We start from the raw sequence: 21883 nt of genomic DNA on the forward strand, positions 1-21883 counted from the left end.
CTCAAATGAGAAATATTATTTTATATTCTTGTCAGAATACGTTAAAAATCTCTATAGGTTTTCATTAATTTCTTTTACACTAAAATTACACGCAATACAGAAAACCGATTATGAGATCAAGATTATCTATCTTGATATAAGGCACTGTTTTAGCATTATCGATAAAACCTATCACTAAGGATAGTGATATAGCAATTATATCACGATAGAAAATACATTTAAAACAATTCGTTATGATTTTAACAAAACAGTTTTAGGTTAAAATAAATCGCTGTACATAACTTTACAATTGAGCTTTATCTCAATAAAGATTGGAAAATAAAACCGTTAAATGTAAAGCGATAGCTGATATTTTGGAAAGAAAAACATATAGTGACAGGAATCATTTTTAATACTGTCATATATATAAATCATAGCATTTTTACTTAAATGCAAGATTACTCTAAACATCGAAATGAAACTTTGTTAGTTGTCTACTATAAAATGTACAAGAATGAGAAAGAGTAATATACTGATTAGATCAGAAAGGCTAAAAAATAGATTAAGGATAAATGCTATCCCCCCCATTAATTCTGGGGTAATAACATATAAAGACGATAAAGATAGATTAGTAAAAGAGCGGAAATAAGATTGCTCAAAACATTTAATATCACCCCTATTATTAGGGGCGATATCATCACATACTGCGTTGCTAGTAGTAACAGCGCCACCTTTGCAAGCAGCCACAATAATACTGCTGGAGCCAGCAGTCGAAGATTAGGAAAGGCTAAACTAGCGCTTATAGACATTGATTTAATAGCTCCTGCATTATCTCTGGTAGCAATAATCACTGGAGCTAAACTAAATGCAATAGCCAATAGGAACCCCGGTACGATAATAAGCAATAAACCTAACTGAACTAATACTGTGGTAAGAAAAATAAGCACCGTTAGGCGAGTTAATAGAGGCACTGAGAGACTGATGGCGTTGAACACACTAACAGGCTGACGATTAGATACCATACGAATAATAGTGAGCAGCGCTCCCGATAGAACCACATTTCCGAGCAGGCTTGATAAGGTTCCTGCAATAGCAGCTTTGAACAGGATACGCTGCTGATCAATTGACATTTCTTCTACCAATTGATAAAGACTCATATTGGTGGTTTCGTTTATATAATCAGCGTTGTTTAGCATCATCAGTTGCCCACATCCCGGTGATAATGCATGTCCTAGAACAACACTTATCAGGGCTGATAATAGCACCAAGAACATAATACTACTAAACTGGTAACGGAAAAAATTCAGCATGTCTTTAGATAGAGTACTTACTCTAATTGGCATGGAAGCTCCTTAGCAAAACAATTCACAAATAAGCTAGCCTGCTATTTAACTTTTTAATCACATGATGTTTTTACCATTGCTTCGAAGTTAATTTGGAGAGTCAAGAACAATGCTTCTTTTAAAAAAAGAGGTCTGATATATAACGACTCTTCTTAAAGTCCTAACGCCGTTTTCTCTCAATCTAGTTATAATCCCAGTATACCACCCCAGTAACCAAAAATACCTATGATGAAAAAGCCCATGATAATCCATAATGCATTTACTTTATGACGTAGTAACCACATACAAACGAAAGTAAGCAGAAGAGGTATTAGTCCTGGCATTAACTGATCTAGAATTGATTTAATAGTGGTAATTGTCGTCTCCCCCTCGGCATTGGTGATACGAGATACCACGATAGGAATATTCACATGGGTCCATTTATTAACTAAAGCGCCCATAATAAAAAGCCCGAGAATTGAGGCGCCTTCTGTTAATTTTTGAAGAAATCCGTCACCCATGTCGTTAACAATATTGACCCCTTTACGATAGCCGTATGTTACACCGTAATAACGCGTTGCTAAACGCACCAGATTAAATAAAAAGAAAAATAAAAACGGACCGAACCAACTTCCACTCAAGGCGATACTAGCGCCAAGCGCAGCAAACATCGGTCTGACAGTACCCCAGAAAATCGGGTCACCGACACCAGCCAGCGGTCCCATTAACCCAATTTTCAGGCCATTGATAGCCGAGGCGTCAATCGACATTCCATTCGCACGCTGTTCTTCCATGGCCATCGTTACACCAAGTACCGGGGATGCTACATAAGGATGGGTATTGAAGAACTCTAAATGTCGTTTAATCGCTTCTTTACGTTCATCGTTATTTTCTGGATACAAACGACGAATCACTGGGATCATGGAAAAACAAAAACCAAGCGCCTGCATACGTTCAAAATTCCAAGATCCCTGGAAAAGATTTGAGCGGATAAACACGCCTCGTATATCGCTTCGCGTTAACTTCTTTTGACCTATATCTTTATTATTAATCATTTTTCTTCTTTAATCTAGTTCATTATCAAGTTCGTTGGCGCTCGGTAAAGAAGTCACCTTTCCAGCGGTTCGCTGGTGCCGAGGGTTAAGCTGGATATAGATAATAGCCATCAGTACACCAATAACTCCTAAAGCTACTAAGTTAAAGCTACTGAAAGCTGCTATGACGAAACCAAGATAAAAAAACGGCATCAAATAACCTGCACGCATCATGTTAATTACCATGGCATAACCAACCACTACAATCATTCCACCAGCGATATTCATTCCATTAGTGACAACTTCTGGAATCGAGCTTAGAATGTTGTGCACAGCAGTCGTACCCACAGATAGGCCAACAATTACTGCTGGAATGGCGATACGCATTGCCTGAAGTAGTAATGCCGATACATGAATCCAACTTAGTGCCGTTAAGTTTCCGCTTTCAGCAGCGCTGTCAGCAGCATGCTGGAAACCGACAGTAATAGTGCGTACAATGATCGTCAAGACTTGCCCAGCGGCCGCTAATGGAATTGCCAAAGCGATGCCAGCGCCGATACTTTGATTCCCCGCAATAACTAGAATAGTTGAGATGATAGATGCTAGAGCAGCATCTGGTGCCACCGCAGCACCGATATTCATCCAACCCAGTGCAATCATTTCCAAGGTTCCACCAATAATGATACCAGTTTTCATGTCGCCAAGGACTAAACCCATTAAGGTACAAGCCAACAGCGGGCGGTGGAACTGAAATTCGTCGAGAATTGATCCTACACCTGCAATACAGGCGACGACAAATATCAGTACAAGTTGTAGCGTACTGATCTCCATTGCACTTCTCCTCTCATTTACGTAATAGAGCGATATATTTGTTTTTAAGTAAATTTACGCTCTTAATGAGGATTATTTAACATCAGGCGTAATTGCTAAGTTTTTTAATTAAATCCATCATTTTTAGCGGGGAATCACTGGATACTTTTCGCACTTCCAGTTCAATCCCGTATTTATTGAGTGTTTTAAATGCCTGTATATCTTTTTCATCTACTGAGACAGCATTATTCACCTGCGTTTTCCCCTGCCGAAACGCCATCCCTCCAATATTAACAGAGGTAATTGCAACACCACCCTCAACAAGACAGACGACATCACTCGGATTAGTGAATAATAACATTACGCGATCATTCGCATATTTTGGATTTTCATAAACTCTAATAGCCTTCGCCACATCAACTACGTGAGCCGTAACACCCGGAGGGGCAACCTGGATAAGTAGCGTTTTTCGTACTGTATCTGCAGCCACATCATCGCTGACCACAATGATACGTTTTACGTTGGTTTCTTTTGTCCAGCGAGTAGCAACTTGACCGTGGATCAGACGGTCATCAATACGTGCTAGAATGATATTCATGTGTCTGTGCTGACCGATCTTAGGTGGTACCGCAGATTTTACCCTTAACGAAAAAGGGGGGGTAATAGAAGGGACAGGAACAATATGCTCCGATTCGAGGAATTTTAACCCTTTTACACCGGTCCGTCCAGTTTCAATTGCAGTTTTAACAAGTTCTTGGAAAGGGGGATGATCGTCGCGAGCCATAAAAGTTTCAACCAGCATGGGTATATTCACTCCGGTCACCACTTCATAATTTTCTTTATTAATTACCATGCGGCTTGCGGCATTGAATGGACTACCCCCCCAGGTATCTACCAAAAACAATACACCCGATGCGATATCAAGATCTGCCAGACAAGCAGTATATTTCTCAATCAATGTTTCAGCGTTTTCGCCAGGAATAAAATCAATCCAGGTGACATTGTCTTGTTTACCTAAAATCATTTCAGCTGTTTTTAGTAATTGCTCAGCTGCTAATCCGTGAGTGCCCATAATAATAGCAATACTCACTGGATACCTCCTTTATATTTACAATATGGGTTATGGGCCCCACACAAAAGATATATCTAGGACGCTAACTCTTAGTTGGTATAAGTTTACAGGCAGAAAAGATACTTGTCCTAACCTTAGTTTTCATGATCATTGAAGTAAACTACGCTTTATTTTAATATGTAAAAAAAATAAAAATTGTGACGGCGCTCAGTTATTTGGCGAAGGAAAACGATATAAGTGCATAAAAAAATAAATAAGAATTCTAAAACATTCTAAAGTGAAAAAGTTTTGTGCTTGATGGGTGTTCCCTGATAAAGTCAAAGGTTTAAATTATAAGGGGAGTAAACAGCCCTATTATGGATTGTCATTGATGTCAATTGATTGTTTTTTATTCGCCCTAGCGAACATTGTTGTCCTTTCACTAGCGTTCTGCGCTGCGTCTTTCTTTTGTTATATTTAATCCCGCGATCTAAGATGGATTTCCCCTTGGTAGCCTGTCTCTGCACCTTTGCCGGTAAAAATACGGTTGAGCCCTGTGATCACTACAGTCTAAATACCTTACGGAGCCTGTGATGGAATTTTTAATAGATCCCTCAATTTGGGTGGGATTATTGACTCTTATCCTACTGGAGATCATTCTCGGGATAGATAATGTAGTCTTTGTTGCAATCTTGTCGGATAAATTGCCATTAACAAAGCGTGAGCGCGCACGGGTGGTGGGTTTATCACTGGCCCTAATTATGCGCCTTGGGTTACTATCACTTATTTCATGGATTGTCACGTTAATACATCCCCTGTTCACTGTAGGCGCCTTTTCTTTTTCTGGCCGTGACCTTATATTGTTACTTGGGGGGGTATTTCTTTTATTTAAAGCCACTACCGAGCTGCATGAACGTCTAGAAAATAAAGAGCACGACAGTAGTGACGGGGGCGGTTACGCTAGTTTTTGGGCAGTGGTAGTTCAAATTGTCATTCTTGATGCGGTGTTTTCTCTTGATGCAGTGATCACGGCAGTGGGGATGGTTAATAATTTGCCGGTAATGATGACTGCAGTAGTAATAGCTATGTTAATCATGCTGCTGGCGTCACGTTCACTGACTCGTTTTATTAACCGTCATCAAACTGTGGTAGTCCTCTGCCTCAGCTTCCTGCTGATGATTGGTCTCAGTCTCATTGCTGAAGGTTTTGGTTTTTATATTCCCAAAAGTTACTTATATGCAGCCATTGGCTTTTCGATTCTTATCGAAATGTTGAACCAGATAGCACGCCGAAATTTTATTAAGAATCAGTCTGCAAAACCCATGCGTGAACGCACCGCAGAAGCGATTATGCGACTAATGGGTAATAGAACACAGCTTGACATTGGCGAGGATGATTCAGCTGAAGCGTTTAAACCGGCTCATTTCGCCGATGAAGAGCGCCATATGATTACAGGAGTGCTATCACTGGCCTCTAGAACCCTTCGTAGCGTCATGACCCCGAGAAACGAAATTACTTGGCTAAATTGTCAGCGGCCCGTTGAGGAGCTACGAGCAACATTGATGGAGACACCTCATAATATGTTCCCAGTTTGTAATGGTGAACTAGATCAGCTTATTGGTATTGTAAGGGCTAAGGATTTAATGGCAGCAGTAAGCCATGGAGAACACGTTAAGGCTTATGCCGCGGCCAACTCAGCGATTGTGGTACCAGAAACCTTGGATGTACTAAAATTATTAGAAGAGCTGCGCCGAGCGAGAGGCAGTATGGTAATGGTCTCTAATGAGTTCGGCGTCATCCAAGGGCTGGTGACACCATTAGATGTTCTAGAAGCCATTGCCGGTGAGTTTCCTGACGAAGATGAAACGCCAGAAATCGAGATTCATAATGAAGGCTGGCTGGCTAAAGGTAGCACTGATTTACACGCCTTGCAGCAAGCACTAGATACTCAATCGCTGGCACGTGGGCGAGACGATGTCGCCTCACTAGCCGGATTACTGTTATCGCAATGCGACCAAATGCCAGTAGAGGGAACCGTACTTATCCTGGATGGATGGCGTTTCACTATTCGACAAATGGTCGAATATCGTATTGAACAGGTATGGATTGAACACCTCTCGCTACGTCACTGCGCTGAAAAGGTGGAATAAGACTCTTTATACTACTGTCTATTTAGTATTGGTATTGTCTAAGGATACCGGTTCTACCGGTTAGTCACTAATAACATACTATATTAATTCAATTATCTCATCTGAACTAAAAATAGAGTTTGTATATTACCAGATGCAGTACTTAATAGTATTAATTTCAAATTTACTAAAAATAAAACACAGCGATATTTGTGAGAAGAGAGAGCTTATATTCGTACTCTACATGATAAAAATAAATCATTTAACTTGTACTACTAATACCGTTATCCGAATTAATGATGTCATGCGGTATTACCGCATTCAAGAGCCCCTCTTCTTCTACCGGTTCGGCAACACGTTGCAATCCAACCACTTTCTCCTCCTGCGCGGTACGGATAAGAGTAACACCTTGAGTGTTACGGCCTACGATGCTTACTTCAGAGACACGCGTACGCACTAGAGTGCCGGCGTCGGTAATCATCATAATCTGATCACAGTTATCTACCTGTACTGCTCCTACTACTTGACCGTTACGTTCACTGACCTTAATTGAGATAACACCCTGGGTGGCTCGAGACCTGGTCGGGTAATCGGCCTGGCCTGTCCGCTTACCGTAACCATGCTCCGTAACCGTTAATATTGCTCCTTTGCCACGTGGAACAATGAGAGAGACCACTCGATCCCGTTCCGCTAGATTAATGCCGCGAACACCAGAAGCACTGCGACCCATGGTACGCACTTGATTTTCCTGGAAACGAACCACTTTTCCATAAGCAGAAAATAGCATGATTTCATTGCTGCCATCGGTCAGATCTACACCTATCAACTCATCACCGTCATTAAGATTAACAGCAATAATACCAGCGCTACGTGGGCGGCTAAACTCGAGAAGAGCGGTTTTTTTTACAATCCCGCTAGCGGTCGCCATGAAGACGTGTCGTCCTTTTTCATACTCACCCACCGGTAAAATCGCAGTAATACGTTCATTCGATTCCAGCGGTAATAGGTTTACTATTGGGCGACCTCTTCCACCTCGACTGGCTTCCGGTAACTGATAAACTTTCATCCAGTATATCCGTCCTCGGCTAGAAAAGAGCAAGATCGTTTCATGGGTGTTTGTTACAAGTAGGCAGTTAATAAAATCTTCTTCTTTGATGCTAGCTGCTGACTTCCCTTTACCGCCGCGCCGCTGTGCTTCGTAATCCCTGATCGGTTGATGCTTCACGTATCCTTGATTGGATAGAGTGACCACCACATTTTCCTGGTTTATTAGATCCTCAATATTAATATCTGAGGTATGTGCGGTGATTTCAGTGCGTCGTGGATCGTTATACTTCTCTTTAATGGCGGCAAGCTCTGTACGAATAACCTCCATAAGGCACTCTGGATGCTCCAATATGCGCATCAGTTTAGTTGTCTGATTTAAAAGGATATTATATTCATCAAAAAGTTTTTCGTGTTCTAGAGCAGTCAGCTTTTGTAACCGCAGATCTAAAATAGCCTGAGCTTGCTGCTCAGTCAGGTAATATTGACCATCGCGAATTCTGCACCTCATCTCCAGCCAATCTACACGATCCGTGGTATCGCTATCTCGTTCTAGCATAAAAGAGACTGTGCCAAGTGACCATGAAGATGCTAGTAAGATACGCTTCGCTTCTGCCGGGGTTGCTGCCTGTCGAATCAGTTTGATAATGGGATTGATATTTACTAATGCCACTGCTAATGCTTCTAGAATATAAATTCTCTCACGCGCTGTGTGTAATTCAAAAATAGTACGCCGGGTTACCACTTCACGCCGATGACATATAAAGGCAGATAAAATATCTTTTAGCGGTAGAGTCTTTGGTCTCCCTTGATGTAGTGCCACCATATTAATACCGAAAGATACTTGGAGTTGGGTTAGTGAATAGAGATTATTCAGCACCACTTCTCCTATTGCATCACGCTTAATTTCAATAACAATTCGCATACCGTCTTTGTCGGATTCATCACGTAACGCACTGATACCCTCAACGCGCTTTTCTTTTACCAGCTCGGCAATTTTTTCAATTAAGCGCGCTTTGTTTACCTGATAAGGAATTTCATACACGATAATAGCTTCTCGGCTATTTTTAGCATTCTTTTTTACCTCTGCAACCGCACGAATATGAATTTTTCCACGACCAGTGCGATAAGCTTCTTCGATACCACGTTGGCCGTTTATAATGCCAGCAGTGGGAAAATCCGGACCAGAAATGTATGTCATCAGGTCTTTAACGCCGATATTTTCATCGTCGATATAAGCTAGGCAACCGTCGATTACTTCTGCAAGATTATGCGGGGGGACATTGGTAGCCATCCCTACTGCAATGCCAGAAGAGCCATTGACTAATAAATTAGGCACCCTAGTAGGAAAAACATCAGGGATTTTCTCAGTACCGTCATAGTTAGGTACATAATCAACGGTCTCTTTTTCTAAATCTGCCAACAATTCGTGAGCAATTTCTGACATTCTCACTTCGGTATAACGCATCGCGGCGGCAGAGTCACCGTCAACGGAACCAAAATTACCCTGTCCATCTACTAACATGTAACGCAGTGAGAAGGACTGTGCCATACGAACGATAGTATCGTAGACAGCAGTATCCCCGTGGGGATGATATTTACCAATAACGTCACCGACAACACGCGCCGATTTTTTATACGGTCTATTCCAGTCATTACCGAGGACGCGCATCGCGAATAGCACTCGCCGATGCACGGGTTTGAGTCCGTCTCGCACATCGGGTAGGGCGCGTCCGACGATAACGGACATCGCATAATCTAGATAAGAACGCTTTAGCTCTTCTTCGATATTGACCGGTATAATCTCTCTAGCAAGGTCGCTCATAACGCCTATATCCTTCTACTAAATGAAGTATCTACCCGGATTTAATGTATTACAGGATACCATCTTTTTCTAATAAGGGGGATCACTCCCCATCGAAAGATGAAACGGCACAATCTCATATATTATATTCTATGGTGACAGTATAATTATGTTTGAAGTATTCATTAATATTCATAGAGTAAAATGGCACTTTACTACAAAAACTGATGGATTCTCAATCCTAAAAAAACGCATTAGCACAGTATACACTCAAGTTTCTGACTATGGTTTTTATCATAAGAGTCTAAAACTTCTCTAAGGCCGCATGCTAATAACATCCATGATGTATCTCCTGTAGCACCTATTGTAAGCTGAATGGCAAGAGTCGATAGAACACTTAGAGATTGAGCTAAGAATTTAATTCAATGTGGAGCGGAGAATTCGATTCAGATGCAATCGGTAAATTCCACACTGTCATCGTTCTCTTGTTAAACCACAAGAGAAAAGATAAACTACCCAACTGTATCATTCTACTGTCTGTTGATTATATGCTTGTAACCAAGCTGGTAGTTTTTTTTAGAACAAGCATCAGATGCTTACTGCAAAGTCGAAACCTATCAGAAAGTACTGCACAAGAAGGAAAACACATATCTAGTTTAAATATTGCTATCACGAGTATGAGTAATGATAACTCGTCTAAACCGAACAACAATAGCGTTACTTTTAAATTATCACCAGAAGATGTTTGAAGCCTGCACAAAACATATCTCGGCATTGAAGATTCGGTTAATTATCTACATGTATCTCTATACATCTTCCTCATGCTAGTCTGGAATACTCATCCTTTCAATATATGCATCAAATCCACCCACACCGTTAAATTGAGTAGATCACACCCCGCCACATGAGCACCGCTCCATATCACTATCTTTCATGATTTTTCAATACACAATCATTTTAATATCATAAGTAATATGCATATAAATCAGAGGGGTTAAATAATTAGCGAAGTGTTAAATTAAGCAAATATCACATTCAGTGAGATATTTTATATCTCGTAACCACTCACTGAATAGTAGTTGTAAAATACCGAGTTATCCCACTTACTCATTTTCTTTTCACATTGTTTAAAAAACACTTCCTTGCAATGTTATAACTTGTTCACTTTAATTCTTTTAAAGAATATAACTCTATATATGTTAATCTGTTTCTAATAAGTTAATTATTCAACAGTATCTCTGCATTTGGCTAGACTTTACTCCTCTCAGATTGAGAGGATTTTAAATCCATCATGCACTTTAATGAAACTCTCTAGACGATTACAGAATTACGAAATAGATCTTAACGCTGATGCCTTGATTACTTTTATTTTTTGAGCATATTAAACTATTTTAAATAGAAAGAGAGTTGAGGAACTCATTAATATCATAATCAGTTTTTCAAAAAAAATCTATAAACCCTGTATCATAGCGGCGTAAGGAAACTATGATGTTCATTCTCAAAAAGAGTGAGAGATAATATACATATTGATATGTGTACTGTATTCTCTTAACTGCCATTTAAATATATAACTGTATCGTACTCTAGAATAAATCAGTCAACATTGAAACCTAATAGACTCTGAAATAATTATATGCCGTGATATATTAATCTAGATCACATTGTTTGTGTAATTTGAAAAACACTATAATCTATAAAGAAATAATGAGTGAATTTTAAAACAATTAGTAAAACTCACTATATCATCTAAACAAATGATAATACATGACCCATCAAGACCACCACTGCTACGCAGGCAATCGCCTCACCGCGGCCGATAAAACCCAGTTGTTCGGTAGTAGTTGCCTTAATATTAATATCATCTATCTGGCAATCGAGATTTTTGGCAATATATTCACGCATTTTAAAAATGTGAGTCGCCATCTTTGGTTCTTGAAGGATAAGAGTGATATCCAGATTCCCCATACGGTAACCCTTTTCTGTAATTTTTTGCCAAGCGGAGCGTAATAGAATGCCGCTATCGGCCCCCATGTAAGCCGGATCCGTATCCGGAAATAATTTACCGATATCATCAAGTGCAGCGGCACCCAAGAGCGCATCGATGGCAGCATGCAGCATGACATCACCATCGGAATGCGCTAGAAGCCCCCTTGAATAAGGGATGTGAATGCCACCTATAATAAGAGGGCCTTCACCACCGAATTTATGCACGTCGAAACCATGTCCGATACGCATTTATATATTCTCCGTATTGGATAATTGAGAAAAAAAGAAGCGTGCTAACGCTAAATCTTCCGGATACGTTACTTTAACATTGTCCGATCGCCCTGTGACCAACAGCGGTGCATAGGTGCAATATTCTATTGCTGAGGCCTCGTCGGTTACTGTTGCCCCTTCTCGTAATGCACGCTCCAGGGAGTTTTTCAGCAAATCGCGCGTAAATAGCTGAGGTGTCATCGCATGCCATAAATCGACCCGATCTACAGTATGTGCCACAATATTTGTATGGGAATTAGCGCGTTTCATAGTGTCACGCACTGGTGACGCTAGCAACCCTCCAACGTCAGTATGCGTGGTGATCGCCAGAAGGCGGCACAGATCGTCTTGATGCAAACAGGGACGCACAGCGTCATGTACCAATACCCAAGTAGCCGAAAACCCTCCTCGTAGGGCAGCCATTACTGAGGTAGCACGAATCTTCCCACCCGTAACAGCGTGAACCCTCGGATTGGTGGCTATGGGTAATCGTTCATACCAGCGATCTGCAGGATTTATCGCTACAATCACCTGGCGAATACACGTTTGGGACAAAAGCACCCCAATTGCATGTTCTAGTAGAGTTTTATCGCCAATAGTAAGATATTGTTTTGGCAAAAGTGCCTGCATGCGGCTACCGATTCCAGCAGCCGGCACTATAGCAATAACATCCGGGACAGAAGGCATTGATAAAATCATTATTGATTTGCTTACCTAATGGGGGATACAAGATAGCATCTTCCACCTTATCACGAGGTGATAGAAGTTTTTAGCAAGGTTAATTATCTTAAGATTATCTGTTTTCGACAGTATTCTGCTTTCTAACAACATTATTATGTTCAGGCATAATTTATTCTTGCATGGTTTTGGTTACGGCTGATTGTTTGTTACCAAGATAATCATTCAACTTATTTTTAGTGAGACAAATCGCACATTCCAATTCGTCCATAATGGACATATGAATAATATTCACCTTTTTTACCGAAGGTACAGCATAATTCAGATTGAATTATAAACTTTTGGAATCAAAAGGTATACATTAGTTTTTAACTATATATTTCACTATGTATCACTTTAAAATATCACTCAATGCTTAAAACTCATTGCCTATTCCCCCAGGCATACTCTCCTATGGAGAGACACAATTGATGCTTTCTACTACCATTTCAATACTCGATATACACATTCCTCTCTTGGATGTTTATATCTGAATACATAATAGAGAACTGGTGTTAAAAGAAAAATTAATATTATTCATCTTATTTATTTTAGTTATATGGTATCTATAAATCATGTAAAAACCTATTGAAAACAGAGTAATAGATAATGATTTCTTTAAAAGAAATATTCTTTTACATAACTGATACACCACGTCAGGATACCTTGATCGTACTTTCCTATATATTTACTATTAGCAATGCTAATTCAATAAAAGAGCTATCCGTTAGGAAAAAAAATCATTGTTAATTGTCATTCTGTGTATAGCCATTAACTAGCGGAATAGTAATTCAGTGTTAGAGAGTTTCTCATTCTTATTATTGATAAATAACCAATATCACCTCTTTTAGGGAAAGAGGCTTAATTTAAATCTCTTAACCTTGCTATATTTCGAGTAGGCTTTGATTTCTATTTATATAAATGCAACACAGCAATCAATCCATATAAAACACAATATATATCAATAATATACTAGAAATAAGCCATTGAATATGACCCGTTCGGTTATCTGATTACTAACCCTCGATCACTTGATTGGAAGAATGGATACATCTCTAAGAAAAATCCAGCCATGAGTCAATGAACACAACACGTTCTAAAAAAAACTTTTGTATAGAACTGCCAGACTATCTATTACATCTTGCTGAATAGTAGCAAGAAATAAAGGAACTCTCTTTTAAACCTATAAAAATCCACTGCAATCTACGCAATATCTCTAAAGCGTTACACCAGAACAGTTTTAAAATAGATAATATCTTTATACTTCAATAGATCACACCTATGCACAAATAACGATAAGGATGACCTGAAACTTTCTTACATAGAAAGAGCATAAAACTGTTGAACCTAAAGGTCATTTTTAGCACAGATTATAATCTGTAGCTAGAAGAGCATTAAAACACCACAGTATCTTTAAACAAACCAACTTTGAGATCACTCGCAGTATAAATTATGGTACCGTCACACAGTACTTCACCGTCAGCCATACCCATGACTAATTTTCGGTTAATCACACGCCGGAAATGAATCCGGTAGGTTACTTTTTTCGAGGTGGGAAGAATCTGCCCGGTAAATTTTACTTCGTCTACACCAAGAGCGCGTCCTTTACCCTCTCCGCCTAACCAGCCTAAATAGAAACCGAGTAATTGCCACATAGCGTCTAGCCCTAAACACCCTGGCATTACTGGATCACCAATAAAATGGCAACTGAAGAACCACATATCCGGATGAATATCCAGTTCTGCTTCTACAAAACCCTTATCATAATTACCACCGTCCTCAGTCATATTGACTACCCGGTCCATCATTAACATATTCGGCGCCGGCAATTGTGGGCCGTCTTTTCCAAAAAGTTCACCTCGGCTTGAGCCCAGCAAATCTTGTTTTGTATATGACTTACGTTTATCTACCATGTATATCTAAACCTTAATTGTTTAATAGCGCAGATTACTCGATATACCAACCTATTATAATCACCTTTAACTCTGGTGAAACCAGTTAAGCCAGCGAAAACCCCAAGGTAAACGTTGCCGTTCGTGTAGATTAACATTAGCAATACGTGAGCGTATCGCTGTAAGAAGACTGGGAAGTTTAGTGTTATCAAAAGGTATCGCAGTCAAGATCTCCAACGCCTCATCAATAGCATCCACTGCCCAAAGAGAAAATTCTCCCTTTCTTACAGCCTCGATAACATCCTCGTGGAGGCAAAGATGGCGGATATTAGCAATGGGAAAAATAACTCCTTGGGTGCCAGTAAGCTGATTTGCCTGGCACAGAGCAAAAAAACCTTCTATTTTTTCATTAATACCGCCAATAGGCTGTACATGTCCAAATTGATCCACCGATCCGGTAACTGCGATTTCCTGATTAATAGCTTTATCCGAAAGCGCACTGATAAGTGCTACGCCTTCTGCTAGTGAAGCACTATCACCATCTACCTCCCCATAAGACTGCTCGAAGACTAATGAGGCGGAGAAAGGAAGCTGTTGATCCAACTTTAGTGACGACATCAAAAAAGCCTGAATAATCATCATTCCTTTCGTATGAAGATTTCCACTTAGCTCTGCTTTTCGATCAATATCATTAATTTCACCATCACCCCAATTTACCACGCAAGTAATGCGAGAAGGTTCACCAAAAGGTAATGGATGACCAGGGCAATCTAACACTGAAAGAGCATTGACCTGGCCTACAACTTGTCCTCTAGTTTCTACCATAATTTGACCTTCAGCAATCTCATTCTGCATGCACTCTCTCAGATAACTCTCACGCCAGATGCGAGTACGTTCACTGTCAGTAAAGGCTGTGGCTGTTAGCACTTCCTTAGCGTTGTATAGCGCGGCCTCTTTTAGCCTCCGAGTAAGCCAGTGAGGACATAGGGGGAGCCGGCATTGATCACCGATGTAGCGGATAGACTGCCGAACTAGCGGGAACCAGGCATCCTGACTCAGCGCAGGTAATCCCTGACGCTGTGCTAACATATTAACCCAAGCACACCATTTCACCATATCTTCACACCCTACGATGCGTAGTGCGGATTCGAATTCGCCATATAGAGCCAGTCGGGCTAGCTCAGGCTCTAAAATATTAAAAGCAGCCATACCCTCTCGAGTGCCCACCACGATTAACCGTAAGTTTATCGGCATCGAGGGAACAGAAACTGGCAATGAAGAACGTATATCCATCGAAAGCCAATCGAATCGCTCCTGAAGAATCATCTGCTTTAGCCGCAACCAAATCAGAGGCTGGTTCACTAACGAACGTACCCCAACGAGTAGGATCCCACCGTTAGCGCCATGTACTAGGCCAGGTTGAAGTTGAATCGTATCCTGATGGCAACGAAGAGCTCCAAATAACTGCTCGTATTCTACCCAGGATTGCCAAAGGCATACAGCACGGGAAGCGAAGTTATCCTCCGACTTCGTTGCTGGTTGTTCACTGACTCCCATACCCGTTATAAGATAACAGCTACCAATAGGCTGATCTGGTGCTGGTAAAATTTGCGTAACCATTTCAGAAATCAGCTGAAAATATTCTTCTTCCTCCTGTGCTGTTAACAGCATAAAACGGCTAGGCGAACGTGAATGGCAAAATTGCCTCAACCCTTCTGTAAGACGCTTCTGAAGCGTGGCAAAAGGGCTAGACAAGGGTGGAGAAGGTTTGTCAAATACCGCCGAAAACCGGGATAGATCAGGCAGTAAACATTTCCATTCTAATTTTTTTTTTGTCAAAATGATAAACAACATCAGCTATTCAGAGAATAGCTGATATTATACAAGAAGAGACACTGTTTCGTCTCGGTCTCTTTCCTCTCCAATACCGATTTTGGTCAATTTTCTGTTATGAGTGTCAAAATGAATACTATGGATAAATATTCGCGAAATAAAAATAAATCATTCTATTATCCAAAACTAGTTAAATAAGATTTAAAGGGGGTTTTTAATATAAAAGTAGAAATCTAAAAATCATATGGACGAAAAAATCTCATAAAAAAAACAGAGTATTGGATATATAAATTCTGAACCACAGAACACACTCAGGTACTACAAGATTATAAGTAAATTATTATTTATTAGAAAATGGCCAGAAAATCTCTGTCAAAAGTGCATTAAATACACCATGCATCTCTAGAGCCAGGCGCTAACCATTCTGTACTAAATATTGGTTAAAGATAAAAACATTTTGGCATTTATGAGCAATGTAATATTCCCTATTATTTATAGATAAATTTTATCTGTTCATGGTTAGCTAATGGTTTTCGTACGAAATTTTTTTGATTGTGAATTAATAAAGTACTAGAGATGTTTTTATATTTTTGCATAAAATGCAAATCACATGTTACTGAACGATGCTGTTTGCTTAAATAAAACTCTATATCAGATGCTGACAGAAAATAACCAGTAACTCAGAGGTCATATTTTGACCTTGAAATATTGAATTACAGGTTGACATAAGGCAGAATTTTTTTTTCACTGATTGTATAAGACACTTGATATATAAAACCATCTTAGCCCCTCTCGTAATACGTCACCTATTAAGAAGATAGCTATTACACCATCATTCCACCGCCTCAAACTTTTTCTTATCACTGCTGCGATAAGTTTAGCGTTGAAATCAGGTATAATCTTAATGTATATGAGCTAGTAAAATTTTACTAAAAAATATTGTTATAGAACTAATTTCATAAAATATTTTTATATATACTATGTTTTAAAACTTATAGTAATTGATTTTGAGATAACAAGATTGCATGAGCGACGAAAAGAGCACACCTCTCGCCAGAGGATTGTGCTCTCACATCGCGCAGTCATTACAATTTATGACTGACTGATTACATCTTTCAGGCCTTTTACTTCGATCTCTACACGCCGATCTCTGCCAAGACAACTAATAATTGCAGCGTGACCTTTCACGTCAGCACAGGTATTACCAGTAATTGAATTGCATTTACCAATAGCACGGGCAGAAATTGTATCGGAAGGGATACCCTTGGAAATTAGGTACCTTAAGACACTCTGCACACGTTGCTGAGAGAGTTTCTGATTATACTGCGCAGTACCGATGCGATCAGTATATCCTAGAATAGTAATAGAACCTTCTTTTGGTTCTATTGAATTTAACTCGGAGTACAACTCATCCAGAGCCTGCTGACCTTCCAATGTCAGTGATGAGTCATCAAAGTCAAATAAAACGTCCGACCTTAGGGTAAAAGGCTTTGTCTGAATCACTGTATTGTGGATCAGAGTCGAATCCGGAGTCGCATCCGGAATAGGGGTCGGGATTGGCACTACTCTTATATCCTGTCCAAAACGGTAGGACACCCCAACATTCAGAAGGGCATTATCAGGGTGTGCAGCAATGATACCGGCGTCACCGATGTTATGAATCCACTGGTAATCAAGACGGGTAGCCCAATTCTTAGTCCAGGAATACTCTACACCTAAAGCAGCCACTGGAGAAACACCGGTATCATGGTCACTTATACGACCATGACTTCTATCGTATACACCTTTAGAGTCAGTACGAGATACTATCCCACCTAACCGAGTGTAGATATCTAAATCTTTGGTTAAAGGGTAGCTAAGTTTTGCTATAAAAGAAATCCCCCGTGCTTTAAAAATTCCCTTGTTTGCACTATCTTTGTAGGTCATACGACCTAACCAATCATAACCTAATTCAAAACCCAAGTATGGATTCGCCTGATACCCGACGAAAGTACCCATGCCCACCTGACCATTGTGGGTGGGACCATTACTAATGTACTTATCAAAACTGTGATTGTAAAAACCCGTATCGTGGTAGCGGGACCACCCCCATTTACCCCCACCATACCAGGTATCATCTTTCGGAGCAGCTTGCGCTACGCTTGCGAAAGCTGCCAGTACCACTGCAATAGCTGTCTTTTTCATTATTTGCGCCTCGTTATCATCCAAATAGGCAATGAGCTTGATAAAGCTGATTTTGGAAATCCATTGCCGACGTTCGGGCTCAACCTCTGTGCGTCGTCATTAAAATGACGTTATAGAGCAACCCCGGCGAATTAAAGTCTACAACGAAGTTGGAAACTTACAAGCAAGATGTAGTAAGCTTCAAATAAAAAACAGCGCTTCAACTCATTCATGAGGAAAAAACACACTCGAAAAGGTAACTTTTGGAAAAAACACAGAGAGTAAAAACCGTATATCTACCAGATTCAGTCTAGTTTTAAGACGGGGAGCTCTCAGATTGAATTATCGTCTATATCTTAGATAGACGCCAAGAATCTCACGTGAATGAGATTCTTTAGATTAAAATTACCCACATTGAAATAGAGGTTTATTTTTTACTTCTTCCAAATCGATGTTCAATTTAACGAACATTAAGACCCTTATCTCTTAAGTATCAAGATTAACAATCTGTCGTGATTCACGATTGCTTATTCAGCATATCACATTCTAGTATCGATATACATTTTCTATATGGAAAACTAGATTAAACCAGTATACAAATACTTTATGGCGTGCAAGAAGTTCGTACTTAAGTAACATTTCCTCATAAAGCAAACATATTAATGTCGTCTGACCTTAAACTCTTCACTCCTACAGAGATGTTATTTTTAACATTTTATGCCATATTTTGTTCGAAATATAGAAATAAAGTAACACTCTTCTTTATATTAACTGTGATGTGAAATTATCTTTTTGTATTTAATTAATAGCAAGAGAAATATAAATTAAGATTACGCAAGTAGTATTGTAGACTCGAACAAAAATCTGCTATAGTTATGATGAAAAAAATAAATTTTCATGCAAAATACTTGGAAACATTTTATGTTTTCAATGGAAATAACTAGGCTCGTTATGTGAAATATTATCAACTAAAACTTGAGTAGTTCCACTTCCTTTCATGTAACAGCTTCACTCCACCGCATATGTAAACACCGATAAGTTAAATAAATACATATACGACTGTCAGACCTTCATCCAAATGGATGAAAATCATTGGAGAGCATTCTAGATATTTAAACGGGCAGAGAGATTATTTTATCAGAAATAGGAGAGATGGTTATAATTTTATAAATGATCATGTTATTATTTTTAATAAATGTCCATTTTCAAAAAAAATCATACATGTCTAAATAAAATACAGGACTTACTTGAACTGTCTTTTGCTTTCAGTTAGCATGTTACTGTAGTAATTAAGCCTCATGATTTTTTTACCCATAGCTATATTTTTAGTATCCGGGTTCTCCCCACTTGTGTTGTCCGAGATATTGCTAGAGTGCTAGATATTAGCTTTAACATTATCTTCTTGAATTTTATACAAAACTTAAACGAAAGTAAGTTCTGTATATGGATACTGAAATTTTAATCGTTTTTATAAAAAACATTCCTCTTTGCTTTTTATTATGCAATTCATTCCACCGAATAGAGAAAAATGTTTTTTGCTAAAACGATTCAGCAAAGACGCTATTGGCAGATTAAATATAGTAATTAAACCCAAAGCAAGCGCCATAAAATGGCATCTTATTAATATTTCCAGATGGATGATCAAAAGCAGTTCAAGCGGTAGAGTAGTGTGGTAAAGCGCTAATACAGTTTATAAAAGATTAGTAAACAGTTATAATACCGTGATTTTATCAGAAATAATATTACCCTATCTAATAATACATGAAAGATTTTGTAATGACGCGAAACCATAGCACATCAAAGCTGGGACTAAAGCTTGTACCTGCGGCGTTCTAGCGAGACAATAGGCGGTATTTTGTGTTATTTGATTCTCTAGATAATCATTTACTTTCATATTCCTCGCGGACAACCAAGCGGCGCGACGTGCAACAGCTGCCCCGGAATCGACTAAATAGGTTCCTTTCGGAAAAACCGCATGTAATTCCTGCCGTAGAAGTGAAAAGTGGGTGCACCCAAGCACGATCGTATCTGGCGTTGCGCTCGAATTTAACCAGGGATTTAATAGTTTTCGCAATCCAAGAAGTAACACTATTTCTCCATGTAGTTTAGCCTCTGCCATATGAACTAGTTCGGGCATACCTAGCTGAAGAATTTGACAATCGCCGGCAAATTGATTAATGAGATCGTAGGTATACCTGCACTGTATAGTAGCTCGAGTCGCAAGTAACCCAACAATGCCATTACGCGTTAACTTAATTGCCGGTTTAATTGCCGGAACAACTCCGATAATCGGAAAAGAAAAACGCTTACGGAGAACCGGTAGAACAATTGTACTGGCGGTATTACAAGCAATAATAACCAAATCGAACTGATGCAGGCACCACATTGAACCAATAATACCCACTACCCTATCTACAATGAACTTTTCTGATTTTTCTCCATAGGGAAATCCCTCATTATCAAACACATATAAGTAACGAGCATTCGGTAAAGTTTGCTTGACTTTATCATAGATCGATAACCCTCCTACTCCCGAGTCCAATATTAAAATCCTGGGCTGTGGGACAACGATACCCTTAGATACTACAGGTTTTAAGAAGATCGAAGCCTTATCCTCTATTTTGGTAACCATATGTTAAGCCATCATTTTTATAAAATATATTACTCACTTTAGCATAAACCCTTATAAGGGAATTGTGATCGAATATAACTAAACAATTTTATTATGGTCTACAGACTACGAACAGGATTTCTTTGTGGCATACAGATATATTTTCCTTTTCCTAAAATACTCCAAATCAGAAGATTATATAAATCATAAGTCTACTCAGTAGACTTATGATAATAATATTCGTTATAAACATGAAGATTCTGACTTTTAAGTTAACGATGTAATAATGATGACATAATTTTGAGAATGTACTTAATAAGTGTTGATATGACCTTATGTCTATCAGAATAACTAAAGACAGCTGCCGCGACAGGTAAAGAAACCGTCAAGATTTATCAATAAAAGATTGTAGTAAAAGCGTTTTAATCTACAGAAAATAGTTTTTTTACTAAAGAAGGAAAAAGAGTGTCTATCTAAAATTACAGCCTAATCTTCCTGACTTAGCAGAAGGTAGAGTACTTTCCTACATATTCTCTAGCGAGACAGTCACTAAAAATATCAAAAGAAAATTAGAGAGGTTTTTTAATGAAGGATTTTTATTAATTAATAAGATTTGATTACGATCAGGTAGCGTCACTATACCAGAATAGGTAAAAACTATACCTGGCGCCAGTAATCTTCCAAAAATTAGAAAAACAAATAAACATTCTTAAGTTGAAATCGGTTTCTCATTGATTCTATGACTAAGAAAATTATTGAGTACCTTAACACTCATCGAAGTCATGAGCGCCAGTGCTAATCTCAAGGATACGCGATAGCTAATTGATACTATATAAAAAACGTAACGAGCACTCAATTCTACTGCTAAATTAAGTGGATCTCAACATATCCCAGTGAATCTATTTATCTCAGCTATCACAGGGTTTTTCCCTCGTGGACAGTAAGATAAAATAACTAATCACCTTTGGTGATGATTATATTTCTGTCGGTATAAAAATACAGTATAATACTCTCTTGTGTTATTAAATATCCTATTCATAGATGGTTTTCATAACCCGCGAGCATCGTCTAAGAGTTTTAAGGTTGTCTGGCAAAAACGGTGACTTCCTGCTATAACCTAATCAACTCTAGAAACCCATTTTTCACTCCCAGAACCAGTGAAAATCCCCGTTATTGGTTCAACACTGTTATAAGAGATACAAAGACTTGTATTAGCATACCGGATAACGCTTGTACTG

Annotated in this window: 12 protein-coding genes; 1 reads left to right on the plus strand and 11 read right to left on the minus strand. The window is 39.0% G+C overall.

Features of this window, described 5'->3' with window-relative positions:
* Positions 1-566 precede the first annotated feature (566 nt).
* The 4 genes from GFK82_RS02170 to manX all read right to left on the minus strand — a co-directional run bounded on the left by GFK82_RS02170 (position 567) and on the right by manX (position 4235).
* Positions 567-1322, minus strand: a complete 756-nt coding sequence (locus GFK82_RS02170; RefSeq protein WP_226810309.1) for a YciC family protein — start codon at positions 1320-1322, stop codon at positions 567-569.
* Between the two features lie 185 nt (positions 1323-1507).
* Positions 1508-2356 (minus strand): PTS mannose transporter subunit IID, encoded by an 849-nt coding sequence (locus GFK82_RS02175; RefSeq protein WP_226810310.1) that lies wholly within the window; start codon positions 2354-2356, stop codon positions 1508-1510.
* A 9-nt stretch (positions 2357-2365) separates the two neighbouring features.
* The gene (locus tag GFK82_RS02180; RefSeq protein WP_226810311.1) at positions 2366-3166 is read right to left on the minus strand and encodes a PTS mannose/fructose/sorbose transporter subunit IIC; all 801 of its coding nucleotides are present in this window, start codon (positions 3164-3166) and stop codon (positions 2366-2368) included.
* A gap of 82 nt (positions 3167-3248) precedes the next feature.
* Positions 3249-4235 (minus strand): PTS mannose transporter subunit IIAB, encoded by a 987-nt coding sequence (gene manX, locus GFK82_RS02185; protein ID WP_226810312.1) that lies wholly within the window; start codon positions 4233-4235, stop codon positions 3249-3251.
* Positions 4236-4789: 554 nt separating this feature from the next.
* Between manX and GFK82_RS02190 the strand changes: the two genes are divergently transcribed.
* On the plus strand, positions 4790-6346 hold the full coding sequence (locus GFK82_RS02190) for a TerC family protein (RefSeq protein ID WP_226810313.1): 1557 nt from the start codon (positions 4790-4792) through the stop codon (positions 6344-6346).
* 241 nt (positions 6347-6587) lie between these two features.
* Here the strand turns inward: GFK82_RS02190 and gyrA are convergent, their stop codons facing one another.
* The 7 genes from gyrA to murI form a co-directional block, all read right to left on the minus strand.
* A complete protein-coding gene (gyrA, locus tag GFK82_RS02195; RefSeq protein ID WP_226810314.1) occupies positions 6588-9194 on the minus strand; it encodes a DNA topoisomerase (ATP-hydrolyzing) subunit A in 2607 nt (868 codons plus the stop codon).
* A gap of 1725 nt (positions 9195-10919) precedes the next feature.
* Positions 10920-11408: a 2-C-methyl-D-erythritol 2,4-cyclodiphosphate synthase gene (gene ispF, locus GFK82_RS02200; RefSeq protein WP_226810315.1), complete on the minus strand. Its 489-nt coding sequence runs from the start codon at positions 11406-11408 to the stop codon at positions 10920-10922.
* The gene (gene ispD, locus GFK82_RS02205) at positions 11409-12116 is read right to left on the minus strand and encodes a 2-C-methyl-D-erythritol 4-phosphate cytidylyltransferase (protein ID WP_226810316.1); all 708 of its coding nucleotides are present in this window, start codon (positions 12114-12116) and stop codon (positions 11409-11411) included. It lies immediately after the preceding gene.
* A gap of 1424 nt (positions 12117-13540) precedes the next feature.
* Positions 13541-14059: a bifunctional 3-hydroxydecanoyl-ACP dehydratase/trans-2-decenoyl-ACP isomerase gene (gene fabA / locus GFK82_RS02210; protein ID WP_226810317.1), complete on the minus strand. Its 519-nt coding sequence runs from the start codon at positions 14057-14059 to the stop codon at positions 13541-13543.
* Between the two features lie 66 nt (positions 14060-14125).
* Entirely contained in the window at positions 14126-15877 is a 1752-nt protein-coding gene (locus GFK82_RS02215; RefSeq protein ID WP_226810318.1) for an AAA family ATPase, read from the minus strand.
* Between the two features lie 1086 nt (positions 15878-16963).
* The gene (ompA, locus tag GFK82_RS02220) at positions 16964-18055 is read right to left on the minus strand and encodes a porin OmpA (RefSeq protein ID WP_226810319.1); all 1092 of its coding nucleotides are present in this window, start codon (positions 18053-18055) and stop codon (positions 16964-16966) included.
* A gap of 1726 nt (positions 18056-19781) precedes the next feature.
* Positions 19782-20666 carry a glutamate racemase gene (gene murI, locus GFK82_RS02225; protein ID WP_226810320.1) on the minus strand — a complete coding sequence of 295 codons (885 nt, stop codon included), beginning with the start codon at positions 20664-20666 and terminating at the stop codon, positions 19782-19784.
* Positions 20667-21883 lie beyond the last annotated feature (1217 nt).

Source organism: Candidatus Steffania adelgidicola (genome assembly GCF_020541225.1).
In the GTDB taxonomy this organism is placed as follows: Bacteria; Pseudomonadota; Gammaproteobacteria; order Enterobacterales; family Enterobacteriaceae; genus Steffania; species Steffania adelgidicola.